Raw genomic sequence first — 19,477 nt, forward strand, 5'->3', positions numbered from 1 at the left:
GCTAATTCGGAGAAAGCACCGGGAAAACAGGAGCTTGGTCGAAGAACGCTCGGAAATGCGTTCTACCGCCAACGGTCCGCCCCGCCCAGACTCGGCGGTTCCGCCGATCCGCCATGGCCAACGGCATAGGCCTCGCCACGCTGACTCATGCCGCGGCGGCGATACGCTCCAGACGCGCCGGAATGCCCTGGCGGACGGCCGTCCCCGCGACGGGATCGACCCACACCGACGCTCCCTGGCGGGTCGGGTCGGCGAGGCCGAGGTCGTTGAGGTTGACGCCCGCGCCGATCTCCGGGACCGCAGGCTGGCTTCTGCCGCCGATGACGTGCGGACGGGCACCGTACTCCTTGTGGCCGAAGCCGTGCTCCACCGCCAGCACGCCCGGCATGACACCGTGGCGGACGATGGCGGTCGCCAGCTCGGCACCGCCCGGTGTCGCGATGCGGATGCGGTCGCCGGTCTCGATGCCGAGGCTCCGGGCGTCTTCCGCGTTGATGCCGACCGGGTTCTCCGGGTGCAGATGGCGCAGGCGGCTGGCGGCGATGGTGTAGGCGCTGACCAGCACCGACTTCGAGCTGACCAGACGGAAGGGCCAGTCCGCCGGCCTGTGGACGCGGTCCACCGGCGTGCCGTCGGCGAAGACGGGCGCCATCCAAGCCGCCGTGCCGGTCCAGCGCCGGCCGGTGACGCTGCTCCTCGAGGCGCCGAGCGCCTCGTTGTAGACGAGCAGCGGCTTGGCGAAGCGGTGGGTCGCCTTGTCGCCCTCGAAGCCCTCCGCTTGGTTCTGGTAACGGCCGCCACGGGCAAGGATGAAGGCGACCTTGCGCCATTCCTCCGGCTTCAGCACCGTCTTCAGCGCGGGCAGCACGCGCCCGACCCCGGACAGCGCGATGTCCTCGTCGCTGGCGTCGGGCACCGGCTGCTTGCCCAGCCACGCGATGTTGGCGCCGCCGCGCAGGTACCAGTCCTCCGGCCGTTCCAGGGGATGCGTGTTGCCCGCCATGTCCTCGATGGCGTCCGGACCGAAGCCCGGCAGGCCGAGGCGCTTGGCCATGGCGATGAGGAAGCTCTCCATCTGGACGTGCCGCCCGTCCGCCAACGCGTCGGTGCGGGGATCGACCACCGGCCAGCGCGCGGTCGTCGTCTTGGTCGGCACGCCGGCCCAGGGCGCCGCCCAGCCCCAGGTCTCGTACAGCACCGTGTCGGGCACGAGATAGTCGGCGAAGGCCGAGGTCTCGTTGATGAAGGGGTCGATGGCGACGATCAGCGGCAGCGCCTTCGGGTCGCGCAGCTTCGCCTCCACCGCGGCGCGGATTCCAGGAATGCCGTAGACCGGGTTGCTGTTCCACAGCACCAGCGCCTTCAGCGGGTACGGGTAGCCGTCCACCAGGCCGCTGGTCAGATACTCGGTCGTCAGCTGCGGCGCGTTGGGGTACCAGGGCGCCCTGGACGGGTAGGGTTTGCCCGCCTCCTTCTTCGCCTTGAACTCGCTCGACCGCTCGTAGGGGACCGGGCGGCTGATGGCGATGCCCGAGGGCTTCACCTGACCGGGGAAGCTGGCGAGCTTGTAGCGCGGGCCGTCCTGCTCGTCCGGAAAGCGGCCGCCGCCGACGATGGTGCCGCCCTTCCAGTTCAGGTTGCCGATCAGCGTGTTCAGCGTCACCACGCCGAAGGCGTTGTAGAAGCCGTTGCCCGCCATCATGCCGCCATGCGCGTTGGCGGCGGCCTTCTTGCCATGGCTGGTGAACTCGTGGGCCAGACCGGCGATGACGTCGGCGGGGACGCCGCAGACCTCCGCGCAACCGGGCAGGTCCATCTTCATGGTTTCATCGCGCAGCAGGGTCAGGCCGGTCTTCACCGCCACCTCGCCCGACGGTGTCGCCACCGGACCGTCGTGGAACAGCGTCGCCGCCGCCGCCAGGGCGTCGTGCGCGACGGGCTTGCCGTCGGTGTCCAGCACCACGAAAGCGTCCTTGGCGCCGTAGCGCTCCGTCTCGTCCAGCGTCACCCAGCCCATGTCGGAGGCGCGCAGCAGACGTCCCTCGCGCGGGTGGCCCTTCCGCACGATCACCAGATGGGTGGCGTTGCACCAGCCCGCCTCGCCGGCGGCTTCCGCCGCCTTGCCGTTGGGCTGGGACAGGTACTTGGCGTCGATGCGCCCGTTCTCGAACATCCAGCGCATCATGCCCATGACCAGCGCGCCGTCGGTGCCCGGCCGGATCGGAATCCAGTCGGAGCGCCCGCCGACCGCGCGGTTGTCGGCGTTGGTCAGCACCGGATCGACGACGACGTAGTTCAGCACGCCGTCGGTGCGCCCCTTGGCCAGCAGCATGGCCTGCCGCTTGAACGGGTTGCCGGCGTTCGACGGGGCGGTGCCGATGAACAGCACGAACTCGGCGTTCTGGAGATCCGGCTTGGCGTGCGGCATCGCCTTGGCGTCGCCGAACACCGCGCCCGAGCCGGAACGGTAGGCGCCGCCGCAATAGGAGCCATGGCCGACGAAGTTGATGGTGCCGAACGCCTGGTTGAAGAAGCGGCGCACGAAGGGCTCGCGCCCGTCGTTCACCGAGGACAGCAGGGCCACCTGGTTGACCTTCGCGCCCAGCTCCGGCGCCGCCGGATCGATCGGCGTCTTCAGGTCGCGCAGGCTCCGCAGCCCCTCGACCGGCCCCTCGCCGAACAGATCGCCGCCCTCCGCGATCTCCTCGACCAGCCGGTCGAAGGCGATGGGCTCCCATTTGCCGGAGCCGCGCGGGCCGACGCGCTTCATCGGCGTGGTGATCCGGAAGGGCGAGGTCAGCATCTCCAGCGCCGCGTTGCCGCGCCCGCAGGCGGTCGAACGGCCCTGGAGCCCCTTCTCGTCCAGCCGCGACAGCGACCGGAAGCTTTCCTTGATGGGCGTGCCGTAGGGCAGGAACGGGTCGGTGGACAGCGGGTTGTAGGGGTTGCCGGCGACCCGCAGCACCCTGTTCCTCGCGACGTCGACCCGCACCCGCACGCCGCACAGCGTGGTGCAGCCGAGGCAGGCGACGTTGGCGACGATCTGGTCTGGATTGAGGGCGATGTCGCCGCTCGCCGGATCGACGCGGAATTCGGGCGCCGGCGCGTTGCCGGAGATCGGGTCGGCGGGCCGCTCCCCGGCCCAGGCGCCCCTGACCAGCTTGCGGCCGGTTTCGGAGAAGCCGCCGACGAAGGCGGCGAGAGCGCCGCCCGCGGCGGTGGTCTTCAAGAGGATGCGACGGGAAATGGATTTGGGGGAGATGGACATGGTGGAAACTCCTTTGATCCCGCGCCCGGTCATTCGGCGGCCATGGCGCGCAGCGGCCGGGACATCGGGCGCGACGCCGGATCGGGCGGGACCGGCAGGAAGGCGGTGATGACGAGAAGCAGGAAGAGCCACAGGCCGGCGGTGCCGACGATGCCGAGCAGGCCGTCCGGACCGGCCGGAAGCGCGTACTCGTAGAAGCCGGCGCCGGTCTTCGGCACGGTCTGCCCGCCGATGAACACGGTCCAGCGGAACATCCAGGCGCCGTGCACGGCGATCAGCCCGGTCAGCAGGCCGCTTCCCACCGGCCTGGCGACGGCGATCGCGAAGGGCACCACGGTCGCCAGCACGGCCCACAGCGCGGTGACGCGCCATGCTTCGGAGTTCGCCACGCTCTCCAGCGCCTCGGCGTGCGTCCGTTCGATCCCGGACAGGCCGAGCGCCAGCCACAGCCCGCCGAACAGCATCACCGCTCCCAGGAAGCCGGCGAGCAGCCGGTTGGCAAGCCGTTCGACGCCGCGGTCGTTGCCGGCGGCGAAGCGGTTCAGCACCAGCACCAGCCCGGCGGCCCCGGCCAGCGCGGTGGTCAGGAACTGGAGCGGCAGGATGGGCGTGTGCCACAGCGGGCGCGCCTTGACCACCGCGACCTCGACGCCGGTGTAGAGGGCGACCAGGGCCGCCCCGCCCAGGACGACGAGGCCGGTGGCGCGGATCAGCCGGTCGTCGCGCCCGCCGCCGAGCGCGGCCAGCCGGTAGAGAGCGGCGAGACGGCTGTCGACCCGGCCATGCTCCTGCAACTCCTCGCGCAGGCAGGCCCAGGCGTAGACCAGCAGCCCGGTGACGTAGAAGGGGATGAAGACCGAGCCCCACCACATCCAGGAACTCGGGCGGAACACGACGTAGAAGTGCCAGAAGCGGCCAGGCTGGTGCAGGTCGGACAGCAGCGCCACCGGCGCCGCCAGCCCGCAGGTCAGGGCCACCAGCAGGGCCAGCCGGCCGAGCCGGCGCCAGCCCTCCTGAGCAAAGGTGGTGGCGAAGGCGTAGCCGGGCAGGCTCAGCAGCAGGCCGCCGACCGACAGGCCGATCAGGAAGAAATACTGCACGGCCCAGGGAAGCCACGCGACCTCGCGGGTCACGTTGATGAGCTCGACGATGCTGGTGTCCATCACGCGTGCTCCTTCTCGGCGTGGGCGCGGTCGGCGTGCGCGCTGGGGCGCCACAGGGTCGGCGTGCCGTCCACCTTGCCCTGGAATTTCGGGTCGAGGCCGACGTAGAAGACCCGTGGCCGGGTGCCCTGCTCCGGCTTCAGCACCTTCGGGTCGGCCTCGCGGACGAGGCGCGACACGCTGCTGTCCGGGTCGTTCAGGTCGCCGAAGATTCGCGCGCCGCCGACGCAGGTCTCCACGCAGGCGGGCAGCAGCCCGGCGTCCACCCGGTGGACGCAGAAGGTGCATTTGTCGGCGGTCTGGGTTTCGTGGTTGATGAAGCGCGCATCGTAGGGGCAGGCCTGGACACAGTAGGCGCAGCCGACGCAGACGCTGTTGTCGACCACCACGATGCCGTCCCTGCGCTGGAAGGTGGCGCCGGTCGGGCAGACGGGGATGCAGGGCGCGTCCTCGCAATGGTTGCACAGGCGCGGCAGCATGGTGGAGCCGGCCTTGCCCCGCTCCGTCACCTCGTAGGTCGAGACGATGGTGCGGAAGCTGTTTTCCGGGACGTCGTTCTCCATGATGCAGGCGACCGTGCAGGCCTGGCAGCCGACGCATTTGCGCACATCGACCACCATGCCCCAGCGGTGCGCCGGATCGCCGCCCCGACGGGCCTGGATCGCGGCGGCCGGCGCCGGCTCCAGCGATGCCGCGCCCGCCGCCACGGCCCCGGCGCCAAGGCAGAAATTCCGTCGTGATCGGTCCATGGCCGGTCCCCTCGCGCCTGGATTGACGGGCGTCGCGCTCCGCGACCCCCTTGGGCGCCCAGGATAGGCGGACCGGTCAGCCGCCTCCCATTGGGGCTATCGCCAGAGTTTTTGGGGTTTTCCCCAGTGACGCCATGCCGCAGGGGATCACTGGGAGCCGGCCTCGATCAGCAACCGGGTCAGGTCGGCGACCGAGGCGACCTCCAGCTTCTCCATCACATTGTGCCGGTGGACCTCGACCGTCTTCAGGCTGAGATTGATCTCGGCGGCGATCACCTTGTTCAGCTTGCCGGCGACGACCAGATCGGCGACCTGCCGCTCGCGCGGGGTCAGGCGCGCCAGCCGGGCGCGGAGTTCCTCCTTGCGCGCCCGCACGGCCCAGGCCCGGTGCGAGGATTCCAGGGCCTCGTGGACCCGGTCCAGCAGCATCTGGTCGTTCAGCGGCTTCTCGATGAAATCGACGGCCCCCGCCCGCAGCGCCCGCACCGCCATCGGCACGTCGGCGTGGCCGGTGATGACCACCACCGCCAGCAGCGACCCGGCGCGGGCGAGCGTGTCCTGCAACTCCAGCCCGCTCATCCCCGGCATCCGCACGTCGGTCACGAGACAGCCCGGATGGTCCGGGCGGACGGCGCGGATGAACTCCTCGCCCGAACCGAAGCTTTCCACCGGCACCCCGAGCGACCCGATCAGCCAGGCCAGCGAGTGCCGCATGGCCGGATCGTCGTCGACGACGTAGACGACGCGGTTGGCGACGATCCGGTCGGCGGCGGCGCGGCTGGTGTCAGACGGCATGGCGCGGCTCCTTGCCGGCGATCCTTTGCCCGCCGGTCGCGGCGGGCAGGACGAAGCGCATCACGGTCCCCTCCCCCTGGTTGTCGGTGGCCCAAAGATGGCCGCCATGGGCCTCCACGATGGTGCGGCAGATCGACAGCCCCAGCCCCATGCCATCCGGCTTGGTGGTGAAGAAGGGATCGAACAGGCGGGACCGCGCATCGCCGGTCAGTCCGGGGCCCCGGTCGGCCACGGCGACCTCGACCCGCCCTTCCCCGTCGAGCCCGGTGCGGACCGTGATCGGCGGTGCGCCGGACGCCGCGCCCTCCAGGGCGTCGAGGGCGTTCTTGATCAGGTTCAGGACGACCTGCTCGATCTGGACGCCGTCCGCCACGACCGGCGGCAGGCCGTCGGCGAGGTCCGGCCGGATGGCGACGCCGTCGCCCCGCGCGCGGGGCTCGCACAGCAGGATCGCCGCGCGGACGGCCTCGTTGAGATCCATCGGCTCCGGCCGGGCGGCCCGCTTGCGCACGAAGCCGCGGATTCGCGCGATGATGTGCCCGGCGCGCTCCGCCTGCTCGGCGATGGCGCGGGTGATCTCCGCCAGCTGGGCGGGTTCCGCCGTCCCCGTCTCCAGGCGCCGGGTGCAGCCGCGGGCGTAGTTGGCGATGGCGCCGAGCGGCTGGTTCAGTTCGTGGGCGAGGTTGCTGGCCATCTCGCCGAGGATGGAGAGGCGGGCGACATGGTCCATCTCCTTCTGCCGCTCGCGCGCGGTCTCCTCGGCGCGGCGCCGCTCGGCCATCTCGTGCCGGAGGTCGCGGTTGGCCGCCCGCAACTCGGCGGTGCGCACCTTGATCAGATGCTCCACCCGCAGGGAATGCACCGCCCACCACAGCAGCGCCAGCGCGCCGGCGGCGAGCCATTCCCAATGCTCGCGCGCCAGCTCGACGAGCGAGACCTCGCGCAGGGAGCGGTACGGCCCGATGCGCAGGGAGCGGAACAGGGCGTGGACCGGCTGGTAGTCGAGCGGCACCGTCCAGCCGTCGTAGCCGCCGGCCTTGGCCGCCGGATGGTCGCCGGGCATCTGGAACAGGGCGACGACGACCGCCTTCGCCAGTTCCTCCGGCGTCGAGGCGAGCCGCGCCAGGGGCCAGTCCGGGTACAGGCCGGTGGACAGGGCGCAGCCGAAGCCCGGCGACGCCCCGCCCCCCAGGACCCGGAACCGGCCGGCGTCGACGCGGCCCTCCGCCGCCAGTTCCTCCAGCACGCAGGCCCGCAGGATGCCGGCGTCCACCTCCCCCTCGCCGACCGCGAAGGCGACCCGGTCCACCGGAAAGCCGGAGAAGCGCAGCTCCCTCAGGTCGCGGTAGGGATCGACCCCGGCCTCCAGCATCGCCCCCCAGGCGATCTGGAAACCGCCGAAGGCGTCCGGGTCGATCGCCATCACGGTCCGCCCCCTCAGGTCGCCCAGCTCGCGGATGTCCGAACGGTCGGCCCGGACGATCACGGCGGAGCCGATCGCGGCCCCCGACGCCCCGGCCCGCGCGGAGTGCAGCGTGGCGATGCGCGTCACGCCGTGGCGCGCCTCCAGCTCCACGTAGTTGCCGGTGTTGGTCAGCACGAAATCGACGCTGCCCGCCTGAACGGCGGTGTCCATGCCGAGCAGGTCCAGGGGAACCATCTCGGCCCCGCGCTCCGGAAAGCGCTCGGCCAGATAGCGGACGGTCGGCTCCCAGGCGGCGTTCGCGTGGTCGCCGCCCCGGTAGGCCAGCACGCCGACACGGATGGGCGGAGCGACGGCCTGCGCGGTGGCGGCGGTCTGGGCGGCAGTCTGGGCGGCGCTCTGGCCGGCAACGAGCCAGACCGCCAGCGCGACGAGCCGCAAGGCGGAGCGGCGGCGACGCGACGCGGGCTTGTGCCGCCGGACGCCGGGCCGCGTGATGGTCGACTCCATGGATGCCTTCGGTGTTCCCAGATCGCGGACAGGCGATTTCTGCCCCCATTCGCAAGGGGCGCACAATGGCGGATGTGACGGCGGCGGTGCCGTCCCGTGCCGCCGCCGCTTTTTTTCCGGTTGCCGGATACGCAAAAAGATTCGTTACTAAATAATTCGTCATACCAACTTTCAACAGCCTCCCGACACACCAGATTCCGTTCCGATGACAGGTGGAGACAGGACATGACCGACACGCGACCGACCGCCCCTTCGTCCCTTGCCGGCCTCCCCTACGAGGACCGGGTGTGCGCGATCGCGCCGTCCCAGGTCGTCGGCTGGCTGTGGAGGGGCTGGGCCGACATGCGGGCGGCCGGGTGGGTCAGCATGGCCTACGGCGCCCTGTTCGTCGCCATCGGCTTCGCGCTGACCGCCGGGCTGACGCTGGCGGGGATGGCCTATCTGATCGCGCCGATGATCGGCGCCTTCCTGCTGGTGGCGCCGCTGCTGACGCTCGGCCTCTATCAGGTGTCGAAGGATGTGGAGGAGGGCCGCAAGCCGCGCTTCGGGCGGGCGCTGATGGCGTGGCGGGCCAACCCCTATCACATCCTGACGGCCGGGCTGGTGCTGATGCTGTTCATGATGATCTGGATCCGGCTGAACGTCATCGCCTTCGCGCTGTTCTTCCCCTACGTGTCGATGACCCTGTCCAGCCTGCTGGCGCAGACCTTCACGCTGGACGGCATCGCCTTCACGCTGTTCGTCACGGCGCTCGGCTTCGCCTTCGCCGCCATCGCCTTCGTCACCAACGTGACGGCCCTGCCGATGATGCTCGACCGCCAGGAGGACATCTTCGCGGCGGCGCTGGTCTCGATCATGGCGGTCCTGAGGAATCCGCGCGCCATGATGCTGTGGGCCGGGCTGATCGTGCTGATCACCGGCATCGGGCTGGCCACCGCGATGCTGGGCCTGATCGTCGCCCTGCCGCTGATCGGCCACGCGAGCTGGCACGCCTACCGCGATCTGGTGAAGCCGGAGGCGTAGGCCGGAGACATGAAGCCGGAAAGCGGGCGGGAAACGCCACGCCGGTGGTTGCCACGCCGCCGGACCTCCACGATGGTTCCGGCATGACCTTCCTGCGCATCGCGTTGAGGCTGGCGTGGCGGGACCTGCGTGGCGGGACCGCCGGCCTGTGGATCGTCGTCCTCGGGGTGGCGCTCGGCACCGCCATGATGGCCGCCGTGGGTTCGCTCGGCGGCGCCGTGCTCGACGGGATGCAGGCGTCCGCCCGCGAGGCCGTCGGCGGCGACCTGTCCGTGCGCCTCTTCCACGCCCCGGCGACGCCGGAGCAGCGGGCCTTCCTGGAGGCGGCGGGCACGGTCAGCGAAACGGCGGAACTGAGACCGGCCGCCGGGACGGTGAGCGGCAGCGCCCGGATCCTGGTCGAGCTGAAGGCGGTCGACGGGGCCTATCCGCTCGTCGGCGCGGCAACCGTCTCCGGCGCGGCTTCCCTCGCCGCCGCCGTGGCCCATCGGGACGGGTTCTGGGGCGCGGCGGTCTCCGCCGACCTTCTCGACGCGCTGCGGCTGGGGATCGGGGACCGGCTGCGGATCGGCGTGGGGGAGGTCGTGATCCGCGCCGTGCTGGGGCATGAGCCGGACCGGGCGTTCCGCGCCTTCTCCCTCGGCCCGCGGGTCGTCGTCGCCCGCCCCGCCCTGGCGGCGACCGGACTCGCCGGCCCCGGAGCGCCGGTCTACTGGTACTACCGCCTTCTCCTGCCGGAGAAAGGCCGCTCCGGCACCGTCCTGCGTGACCTGGAGCGCCGCTTTCCCGACGCCGGCTGGCGGATCGTCGATGCCGCACACGGCATCCCCGGCGTCGACCGCACGGTCCAGCTCGCCCGCACCCTGCTGCTGCTGGGGGCGCTGTCGATCACCCTGGTCGGTGGCGTGGGGATCGGTCGCGCGCTGTCGGCGCATCTCGACCGGCGGTTGCCGGTGATCGCCGCGCTGAAGGCGTCGGGCGGTTCACCGCGCCTTCTCTTCACAGCCTTTCTGTTGCAGACCTTGTTCGTGGTCGCCGTCGCGCTCCTGATCGGGCTGGCGGCCGGAGCCGGCCTCGCCGGCGCGGTGGCACACGCGCTGCCGCTCGATTGGCTTCCGGAAACGGCGGGCGCCCTCCATCCGCCGGCCTTTCTGCTGTCCGCGACGGTGAGCCTCCTTGCGGCGCTCCTCTGCGCCCTGCCGCCGCTGGGCCGCGCGGTCGGAACGAGCCCTGCCGCGATCTGGCGGAGCCCCGGGAGCCCTCCCCGGCAATGGCGCGGATGGCGGCATGGATGGCGGATCCGCATGGCCGTCGGCGTTCTCGGGCTGTCGCTCGCCGGCCTGCTCGCCGCCTGGACGGGCATGCCGCTGGCGGTCGCGGGCTTCCTGTCGGTCGCCGGGGCGGTGGCGGCCGGCTTTGCGCTCCTCGGGCACGGCCTCGCCCTGGCCGCCCGCCGCCTGGCGCGAGGCCGTGGGCCGCTGGTCCGTCTGGCCGTCGCCAACCTCGGGCGGCCCGGAGCGCCGACGGTTCCGGTCGCGGTGGCCCTGGGCGTCGGGCTGACCGTGCTGGTGGCGGTCGGCGTGACCGGAACGGCGGCGGTCGAGCATGTCGAGGCGACGCTTCCGGCCGAAACGCCGTCCCTCATCTTCCTGAACGTCGCCCCCCACGCCGACCGCAACGTGCGGGAGCGCCTCTCCGCCCTGTCCGGGGTCGAGCGGGTGGAGACGGCGCCTTTCCTCCACGCCCGGATCAGCCGCGTCAACGGGATCCCCGTGACCGAGGCGGATGTCCCGCGCTCCGTGGCCTGGGCGGTGCGTGGCGACCGGGGCCTGTCCTGGCGCGACCGGCCCGCCGCGACGGACCGGGTCGTCGCGGGGACATGGTGGCCTCCGGCCTACGACGGTCCGCCGCTCGCCTCGCTGGACGCGCAGGTGGCCGGCCGGCTGGGTCTGGCGGTGGGGGACACCGTCACCCTGGCCCTGGCGGATGGTCCGCTGACCGCGACGGTCGCCAATCTCCGGCGCATCGACTGGACAAGGCTCGACCTGGACTTTCCGGTGATCCTCTCGCCCTTCGCCGAGCCGCCGCGCCACAGCCTCGTCGCCGCCGTCTGGTCCGGCGCGGCGGCCGTGCCCGCGGTGGAAGCGGCGATGGCGACGGCCGTCCCGGACGCCGCCGCGCTGCGCACGGCCGGGCTGCTGCGCACGCTCCGCTCGACCGTCGATCAGGTCCGCCGGCTGCTGGACGGCCTGTCGTTCGTCGCGCTCGGGGCGAGCGGCCTCGTCCTGCTGGGCGCCATCGCCAACAGCGCAAGACGGCGGCTCCATGAGATGGCGATCCTGCACGCCCTCGGGATCGGACGGCGTTCGATCGGCCTGGCCGTGGTGCTGGAGTTTTCCCTTCTCGGCGCGGCGGTGGCGGCGGTGGCGGCACCTCTGGGCTGGCTTGGCGGGACGGCCGTCGTCGCGGGCGTCACCGATGCCGGCTCGGCGGCCGGGGGGATGGTCGCCGTGGCCGCCTTCCTGGCCGCCCCGGTCGGCATGGCGGCGGCCGGGGCGGGGCTGGCGGCCGGCCTGCGCGGGACGGACGCGCTGCGGCGGTTGCGCGGCAACGCCCTGGACTGAACGGAACCGTCGCCGCGCGGCGACGACGCCGACGCCGACGCCTTTGAGCGGGAAAGGATCGGACCGGAGCCGCATCATATGGAAACGTTGCGGTCGGTGATGCACTCTGTCAGTGCCTCCACCCCGGAAGACACCGCTGACGATGCAGGATGACGCGATGGCGCCGATCACTCCCCAGCTTCCCGTGCTGGCGTTCGACCGTGGCGATCTTTCGGGGGGTGCGTGCTTCGAGCGGTGGCGGGACATCCTCTCGATCGTCTTCGACGTGGAGCTGGCCCATCGCGACGACGCCGACGGCTTCACCGGATCGATGCGGACCTACCATCTGGGGGGGCTGCTGCTGTCCGACACCGCCGGTTCCGGAGTGCGCTTCCACCGCGACGGCGCCACCATCGCCCGCGGCGCCATCGAGCATTATCTGGTCCAGGTCTATCTGGAGGGCGGCTACGCCGGCACGGTGGGGGGGCAGGAGGTCACGATGCGGACGGGCGACGTCTGCGTGCTCGACATGACGCAACCGCTGTCGACGCGGGCCAGCGACTTCCGCAACCTCACCATCGTCGTCCCGCGCGAGAGCCTCGCCCCCCTGGTCAAGGCGCCGGACGCGCTGCACGGCCTGATCCTGCCGGGGGAGTCGGCGATGGGCTCGCTGCTGGGCGACCATCTGCGCACGCTCCACGACCAGATTCCCGCCATGACCGCCCGCGAGGCCCAGGCGGTGGCGGGCGGCACCGCCGGTCTGGTCGCCGCCTGCCTGGGGCCGGCGCTCGACGCGCGAGAACGCGCGGTCGCCGACCTGCACGCGGCGACGCTGGCGCGGATCAAGCGCTTCATCGACGAGCGGCTCGAAACGCCGGACCTCGACAGCGATGCCATCGGACGCCACTTCGGACTGTCGCGGTCCAGCCTCTACCGCCTGTTCGAGCCGCTGGGCGGGGTGGCGGCCCATGTGCGCGGGCGCCGGCTGGCGCGGGCGCTCGCCGACCTCGTCGCGCCACGGGCGGGGCGGACGCGGGTGATCGACGTCGCGCTGCACTGGGGCTTCGGGTCGGAAGCCTCGTTCAGCCGGGCGTTCCGCGCCGCCTACGGCCTGTCGCCCAGCGAGGCGCGCGACACCGCCGACGCCATGCGCCGCCTGCTGGCGCCCAAGGACGCCGGCGCCGCCGACCGCGTCCTCCGGCACTGGATGGGCTCGCTCAACCCGGTGGAGCCGGCCGGGCCGGCCTGACCGCCCGGCCCCGGTCAGGAGGGGGCGCTCTCCAGCAGTTGCCGGCGCGCCAGCGCGCGGAAGGGGCCGTCCTGCTCCATCAGCTCGCGGTGGGTGCCGCGCTGCACGATGCGGCCGCGCTCCATCACGCAGATCAGGTCGGCGTGGACCACCGTGCTCAGCCGGTGGGCGATGACGATCCGGGTGGCGTTCAGCCGCGCCAGACTGTCGGCGACGATCGCCTGGGTGCGGTTGTCGAGCGCGCTGGTCGCCTCGTCCAGCAGCAGGACGCGCGGGCGGCGCACGATGGCCCGCGCGATCATCAGGCGCTGGCGCTGACCGCCCGACAGCGTCGCCGCCCCGTCCGACAGCAGGGTGTGCAGACCCATCGGCATCGCCTTGACGTCCTCCTCGAGCCCGGCGAGCCGCACCGCCTCCCAGGCGTCGTCGAGGCCGAGCGGGGCCGAGCCGACGATGTTCTCCAGGATGCTTCCGGGCAGCAGCGCGCCGCGCTGGAGCACGACGCCGAGCTGCCGGCGCACCGAGGCGGGATCGACGTCGGCCAGCGACCGCCCGTCGTAGGACACCGCCCCCCGCTCCGGCGTCTCGAAGCCGAGCAGCAGGCGGAACAGGGTCGATTTGCCCGAGCCGGACGCACCGACCAGGGCGACGAAGGACCCCGGCGGCGCGTCGAGGCTGACGTCGTCGAGCACCGCCGGCCCGTCGCCGTAGCGGAAGGTGACGCCGCCGACCGACACCGCGCCATGCAGCGCCGCGATCTCCGGCTTGTCGTCGGTGCTTTCCGGCACGGCGTCGAGGATCGGCCGCATGCGCTTGAGGATCGGCACCGCGTCGAGCGAGGCGGTGAGCGCGGTCACCACGCCCAGCGCGGCCCCGAGGAACTGCCCGAAGGCGGCGTTGAAGGCGACGAAATCGCCGACCGGGATGGGCTTGGCGGCCGACGCGACGACCAGGAAGAACACCAGGGTGGACAGCAGCGGCACCAGCGCGTTGAGCACCGCGAACACGGCGCCGGCCAGCCCGACGCGGAAGCCCTCCCGCCGCTGGGCGGCGAACAGGCGCAGCCAGCGGGCGAACAGCCGGTCCTCCGCCCCGTTGACGCGGACGGTGGGCAGCGCGTTCAGCACGTCGATCAGCGCCGATGAGGTCTCGGCCGCGCGCTCGACCGAGCGGCGCTCGAAGCGGAGCTGCACCAGGCCGGTGAGGGACAGCAGCAGCGCCGCCACCCCGGCGACGCCCAGCGCCGCGACGGCGAGGCGGGAATCGTAGGTCAGCATCAGCGCGAAATTGACCACGGAGAAGACGCCCGACAGCCCGGTGGACAGCAGCGTGTCGGCGACCACCCGGCGGAGCTGGGTGGGGGCGAGCGCCCGCATCAGCAGGTCGCCGGTGTGGAAGCGGCGGAAGAACCCCGCCGGCAGACGGAGCAACCGGTCCCACACGGCGGCCTGGAGCTGGGCGTCGGCGCGGCCCTCGAAGCGAAGGAGCAGCAGGGCGCGGGTCAGGGCGAACATGGCGCTGCCCACCGCGATGGCGGCGAGGCCGAGCGCCATGTGCAGGATGCTGGCGGTCTCGGCGAAGGGCACCGCCTCGTCGACCAGCACGCCGGTGGCGACCGGGGTCAGCAGGCCGAGCAGCACCGAGACGAGGGTGAGCAGCACCGCCCCGCCGACATCGCCGCCCGAGCCGTGGAAGGCGGCCGAAAGCAGGTCGAGCGGTGTCAGCGCGCGGGCCGGCAGCGGGCGGTAGAGGGCGATCCCGCCCGGCGCCAGCCGGCGGGCGACGTCGGCGGTCACGGCGTGGCGGCGACCGTCGGCATCGATGGCCTCGTAGCGTCGGACGCCCCGGCGCAGCACGGCGCAGGGCGCCCCGTTCCCCGCGCCGCCGTCCGCCCCCTCGCCTCCGGCCCACGAGCCGACGAAGGACGGGATGTCGCGGCGCCACCAGCCCGTGGGCAGGGTGATGGCGCGGCAGCGGAAGCCGCCGCTGCGGGCATGGCGCTGAACCACGGCCATCAGGTCGGCGCCGGCCCCGCCCTCCGGCGCATGGCCCGCCGCCGGTCCCTGGCTCTCCGGCGGGGGGCGCAGCGGGATGCCGAGGTCGTGCGCCACCCGGTGCAGCGCGGCGGCGGCGGGGTCGTCGGGAATGGCGGTCGCCTCGACGGCGGCCGCACCGCCCAGGATGCCGGCGGCGGCGCGCAGCGCGCCGTCGATGGCCTTGCGGTCGTGCTCCCCGCGTGTGGCGATGCCCTCGCGGGCCTCCAGCCCGGCGACGCCGATCTCGGCGGCGAGCCAGAGCAGGGCCTCCTCGCACACCGCGTCGACCGGCGCCCAGCCGTGGCGGGCCACCATCGCCGCCGTGGTCAGCCCCTGCACGGCGCGGCCGGCCTCCACCCGATGCCAGGAGCGCTGCGTCAGCAGATGGGGCGTGGGGTCGCCCTCGACCTCCGCCCACAGAACGTGGTGGCCGACCAGCGTCCGGGCCTGATCGAACCGCCACGTCTCGCCGGGCCCGACGCGCAGCGCCCCCGCCGGGATGCCGGTCGTCGCGCGGGCGGCGCCCAAGGCGGCCAGCACCGCGTCCAGCCGGCCGGCCTCGCCCGGTTCCGGATTTTCACGCGGCCAGGGAACCGCCCGGGCGGCGCCGATGGCGACGGCGAACAGGCCGATGCCGGTGCCGCGCCGCGGCCAGCCGGGCAAGGCGTCGTCCGCGCCGACGGTGACGACATGCCGGCGGGTCCCGGTCGGCCCGCCACCCGCGTCGAGGTGGATCGCGAAGACGGAGACCCGCCCGTCCGTCACCCGCAGCGGGTGCCGCGCCCCATCGAGGCGCAATGGCCGGTTGCCCAGCAGGGTCAGGGGCTCGCCACCGATCCGGATCGCGTCACCGAGCATCGCGGTCACTCCGCCCCCATCAGGCGGCGGTAGGCGCCGTCGCGGGCGATCAGCGCGTCGTGGTTGCCGCGCTCGACCACCCGGCCACGGTCGAGCACGAGGATCTCGTCGGCGTCGCGCACCGTGCTGAGCCGGTGGGCGACGACGATGCAGGTGCAGCCGCGCCGCCGGATCGCCTCGTCGATGCGCTGCTCGGTCAGCGGATCGAGCGCCGACATCGCCTCGTCGAGGATCAGGACCGACGGGTCGCGGGCGAGCGCGCGGGCGATGGCGAGGCGCTGGGCCTGCCCGCCGCTGAAATTGGCGCCCCCCTCGTCGATCAGCCCCGACAGGCCGCGCGGGCGGGCCGTCACCACTTCCATCACGTCGGCGTCGGCCAGCGCGCCGGCCAGCGCGCGGTCGGGCAGCGTCGGATCCCACATCGACAAATTCTCGCGCACGCTGCCCGACAGGACATGGATCTCCTGGCCGACCACCCCGACCGAGGCGATCAGGGTGGAACGCGGCACATCCTCCATCGGCACCCCGTCGAAACGGATGACGCCGTTCCATGGCCGGTGCAGGCCGGCGATCAGCTTCGCCACCGTCGACTTGCCGCTGCCCGAACCGCCGACCAGGGCGACACGGGCGCCGGGCGCGACCTCCAGATTGAAATCCTCGATCAGGGGCGGCGCGTGGCGCTGGTAGCCGAAGCCGACACCCTCCAGCGTCACGCGGCCCTCCAGGCGGCGCGGCTCCGCCCCGGATTCGCCGACCGGCTCGGCGAAGGGCCGCGCCTGCGGATGGCGCATCACGTCGCCGACGCGGGCGAGGTCGGCCTTGGCCTCCACCAGCGTGCCGAACACGGCGACCAGGGCGGACAGCGGCCCCATGAAGCTCTGCACCAGCATCTGGAAGGCGACCAGCGTGCCGATGGTCATGTCGCCCTCGACCACGCGCAGGCCCCCCAGCCCCAGGATGGCGGCGGTGGTCAGGCCGCCGATCAGCGGCTCGACCGCGCCGGTGGCGAGGCCGTAGCCGCCGAGCTGGCGCTGGTTGGCGTTGTGGTTGGCCTGCAAGCCCGACCAGCGGGCGAAATAGTCGTCGTCGGTGGCAGTGGCCTTCAGCGTCTCGATGGCGAGGATGCCGGTGACGGTGGCGCTCTCGAACCGGCCGAGATCCTGGGCGAGGCGGCGGCCGGCATCCTCGCGCCGGCGGGCCAGCAGCTTCCACACCGCGAGGTTCGTGGTGCCGAGCGCGATGCAGGCCAGCGCCAGCGGCGTGTCGAGCGACAGCATGACCAGGGCGTAGAACAGCGCGGTGACGGCGTTGACCGCGCTGGCGCCCAGCTGGTTGGCGGCGATCCCGGCCAGCCGGTCGTTGGCGGCGACGCGGTTGGCGACGTCGCCGGTGTGGCGCTGGGTGAAGAACTCGACCGGCAGGCGCAGCAGATGCCACAGGAAGCGCGCCGAGCCGCCGACGGCAAGCGCCGTCTGCGCCCGCAGCAGGACGAGCTGCTGCAACCAGCTGAGCGCGCCATAGACCAGTGCGGTGACGATCATGATGGCGATCAGCGGGCGCAGCCAGTCGGTCTTCTCGTGGATCAGGACGTCGTCGACGAAGACCTTGGTGAAGGCCGGGATCAGCAGCCCCGGCACGATCAGCAGCAGGCTGATCAGCACCGACAGCGGCACCGCCGACCCGGCCTGCCGCAGCAGCGGCACGAACTGGCGCAGCGTGCCGGCCGGCCGGGCGTCGCGGCGGAACTCCGGGCCCGGCTCGACGGTGAGGGCGATGCCGGTGAAGGCGGCGTCGAACGCCTCCAGCGTCACGCGGGTCGGCCCGGTGGCCGGGTCGTTGAGGAAGACCCTGCCGCCCCGCACCCCCTCCACCACCAGGAAGTGGTTGAAGTTCCAGTGGGCGATGAAGGGAAAGGGGAGTTCCAGGGCGGCGGCCGGCTCCAGCCGCATGCCCTTGGCCTCGCAGCCGTAGCGGCGGGCGGCGCGCAGGATGTCGCTGGCCTTGCTGCCGTCGCGCGACACCCCGCATTCGACGCGCAGCTCCTCCAGCGGCGGGTGGCGGCCATGGTGGTGCAGGACGATGCCGAGCGCCGCGGCGCCGCACTCGACCGCCTCCATCTGGAGCAGGGTCGGCGTCCGCACGCGGCGCCCGAACCAGTTGGCCATCTCAGGCCCCGATCAGCGAACGGAGGAAGGGCAGCACCAGCGAGGCGGGCGCCTGTTCGCGCACCGACACGGTGAGGCGGGCGAGCGTGCCGGGCTCGATGCGGAAGTCCGGGCCGCGCCCGCCCGCCCAGCGCAACCCGGAGACGCCCTCCCCGTCCGTCTCCAGATCGGCGCGGACGATGACCGGCGGCCCCTCCTTCATGAAGAGGCGGACCAGCTCCTCGTTGTGCAGCATCGCCGCCAGGGCCTCGCGCGAGGCCGGCAGGTCCGACACGGTGCGGACACGGCCCAGCACGGCGCCGTACTCCTCCTTCTTCGCCACGCCGGGCTCGACCTGGACCGCCATGCCGGGCCGGACCTGCTTGGCCTTCAGGGGCGGCAGGAAGACCAGCGCGTCCATCGCCGCCGCCTCCTGCACGATGCGGAGCACCGGGGCGCCGGCGGCGACGACGTCGCCCAGCGAGGCGGCGAGCTCGGTGACGATGCCGTCCACCGGCGCCTCGACGGCGGAGTTGGCGCGCAGCTCAAGCTCCACGGTCTTCAGCTTGTCGCGCTGGCGCTTGACGTCGTTCTCGTGGTCGAGCAGCTTGAGCCGCCATTCGGCCTGCCGCGCCATCTCGTCGGAGGTCAGCGACAGCGATTTCTGCTCCAGCCCCTCGATGCGCTCGGTCAGGTCGTTCAGCTCGCGGTCGCTGTCGAGCACGCGGGCGCGGGTGGTGAATCCACGCTCCATCAGCGCGCGCTGGTCGGTCGCCTGGCCGCGCACCGCCACCAGCCGCTCGCGCGCCCGCTGGAGCTGACCGACCAGCGCGATCTTCTGGGCGACGATGATCTCGGCCCGGCGGTTGCCCTGGGCGCGGTCCTCGGCGACGAGGTCGGCTTGGCGCGCCTCCATCTGGGCCAGCGTCGCGGCCTCGGCGTCGCGGCGGCGCACGGCGAGGGACTGGTCGATGACGGCCAGCGTCTGGCCCGCCGAGACCCGCTCGCCGGGCTGGACCAGGAACTCCCGCAGGGAGCCCGGCCCCTTGGCGGCGGCGGAGAACACCTCGCCGCGCGCGCTCAGCAGGATGCCGTCCCCGGCGACGCGGGTCGGCAGCCGCCCGATCAGCGACCAGGCCACCGCCGACGCCACCAGCAGCGCCAGGGCGAGAAAGGCGATCCAGTAGCCCGGCGAGGCCGCGACGAACACGGTGTCGAGGCGCTCCGGGCTGGACAGGCGGTCGAGGGCGCTTTTGCGGAACAGGGACATGTGGGCTCGTTCGGGGGCCGGCTCAGGGAATCCGGGCACCCAGCTTCTGGGCGATTCCGACGGCTCCCCCGGCGAAGGCGGGGATGGCGACGATGGCCAGCGTGACGGCGAGGGCGCCGAAGGTCAGCGCGAGGCTGCCGCCCGTGACCTGGTCGAGCTGTTCGTGCTCCAGCTCGGCCGCCGGCCTGCCGGCGCGCTCGGCGCCGATGCGGGCGACCTCCGCGACCTCGTCGTCGGTGACGCCGTAGCCGTCCCGGCGCATCCGCTCCGCCACCTCGGCGGCGGTCGACAGGGAGCGGTAGCCGTCGGCCAGCGCCGGATCGGCGCGCAGGTCGGTGGTGAAACGCTCGAACTCCTTGAGACTCATGGCGTGCGCTCCCAGGCGG

At 72.8% G+C, this 19,477-nt stretch carries 12 protein-coding genes; 3 read left to right on the plus strand and 9 right to left on the minus strand.

Annotated features, from left to right (window positions below):
- Positions 1-145 precede the first annotated feature (145 nt).
- The 5 genes from J2847_RS21090 to J2847_RS21110 form a co-directional block, all read right to left on the minus strand.
- Positions 146-3,268 carry a molybdopterin dinucleotide binding domain-containing protein gene (locus J2847_RS21090; protein WP_209780803.1) on the minus strand — a complete coding sequence of 1,041 codons (3,123 nt, stop codon included), beginning with the start codon at positions 3,266-3,268 and terminating at the stop codon, positions 146-148.
- Positions 3,269-3,297: 29 nt separating this feature from the next.
- Positions 3,298-4,431, minus strand: coding sequence for an NrfD/PsrC family molybdoenzyme membrane anchor subunit (nrfD, locus tag J2847_RS21095; RefSeq protein WP_211114804.1), 1,134 nt, complete (start codon positions 4,429-4,431; stop codon positions 3,298-3,300).
- Complete coding sequence (dsrO, locus tag J2847_RS21100) at positions 4,431-5,180, minus strand: sulfate reduction electron transfer complex DsrMKJOP subunit DsrO (protein WP_209780805.1); 750 nt, start codon at positions 5,178-5,180, stop codon at positions 4,431-4,433. Before dsrO ends, nrfD begins: the two co-directional genes overlap by 1 nt.
- A 147-nt stretch (positions 5,181-5,327) precedes the next feature.
- Positions 5,328-5,975 (minus strand): response regulator transcription factor, encoded by a 648-nt coding sequence (locus J2847_RS21105; protein WP_209780806.1) that lies wholly within the window; start codon positions 5,973-5,975, stop codon positions 5,328-5,330.
- The gene (locus tag J2847_RS21110; protein WP_209780807.1) at positions 5,965-7,908 is read right to left on the minus strand and encodes a sensor histidine kinase; all 1,944 of its coding nucleotides are present in this window, start codon (positions 7,906-7,908) and stop codon (positions 5,965-5,967) included. The genes J2847_RS21105 and J2847_RS21110 overlap by 11 nt, the downstream gene beginning before the upstream one ends.
- 225 nt (positions 7,909-8,133) lie before the next feature.
- On the opposite strand from J2847_RS21110, the gene J2847_RS21115 reads away from it, so the two are divergent.
- From J2847_RS21115 to J2847_RS21125, 3 genes are all read left to right on the plus strand, one after another.
- On the plus strand, positions 8,134-8,931 hold the full coding sequence (locus tag J2847_RS21115) for a DUF2189 domain-containing protein (RefSeq protein ID WP_209780808.1): 798 nt from the start codon (positions 8,134-8,136) through the stop codon (positions 8,929-8,931).
- Positions 8,932-9,014: 83 nt separating this feature from the next.
- Positions 9,015-11,555 carry an ABC transporter permease gene (locus J2847_RS21120; RefSeq protein ID WP_209780809.1) on the plus strand — a complete coding sequence of 847 codons (2,541 nt, stop codon included), beginning with the start codon at positions 9,015-9,017 and terminating at the stop codon, positions 11,553-11,555.
- Positions 11,556-11,712: 157 nt separating this feature from the next.
- Positions 11,713-12,783, plus strand: coding sequence for an AraC-like ligand-binding domain-containing protein (locus tag J2847_RS21125; protein WP_209780810.1), 1,071 nt, complete (start codon positions 11,713-11,715; stop codon positions 12,781-12,783).
- 14 nt (positions 12,784-12,797) lie between these two features.
- Here the strand turns inward: J2847_RS21125 and J2847_RS21130 are convergent, their stop codons facing one another.
- The 4 genes from J2847_RS21130 to J2847_RS21145 are packed head-to-tail and all read right to left on the minus strand — an operon-like array spanning position 12,798 to position 19,458.
- Complete coding sequence (locus tag J2847_RS21130; RefSeq protein ID WP_209780811.1) at positions 12,798-15,677, minus strand: NHLP bacteriocin export ABC transporter permease/ATPase subunit; 2,880 nt, start codon at positions 15,675-15,677, stop codon at positions 12,798-12,800.
- Positions 15,678-15,682: 5 nt separating this feature from the next.
- Positions 15,683-17,842, minus strand: a complete 2,160-nt coding sequence (locus tag J2847_RS21135) for an NHLP family bacteriocin export ABC transporter peptidase/permease/ATPase subunit (protein WP_209780812.1) — start codon at positions 17,840-17,842, stop codon at positions 15,683-15,685.
- A gap of 1 nt (position 17,843) precedes the next feature.
- Positions 17,844-19,091: an NHLP bacteriocin system secretion protein gene (locus J2847_RS21140; protein WP_209780813.1), complete on the minus strand. Its 1,248-nt coding sequence runs from the start codon at positions 19,089-19,091 to the stop codon at positions 17,844-17,846.
- Between the two features lie 22 nt (positions 19,092-19,113).
- Positions 19,114-19,458 carry a Nif11-like leader peptide family natural product precursor gene (locus J2847_RS21145; protein WP_209780814.1) on the minus strand — a complete coding sequence of 115 codons (345 nt, stop codon included), beginning with the start codon at positions 19,456-19,458 and terminating at the stop codon, positions 19,114-19,116.
- Positions 19,459-19,477 lie beyond the last annotated feature (19 nt).

Source organism: Azospirillum agricola, from assembly GCF_017876095.1.
In the GTDB taxonomy this organism is placed as follows: Bacteria; Pseudomonadota; Alphaproteobacteria; order Azospirillales; family Azospirillaceae; genus Azospirillum; species Azospirillum agricola.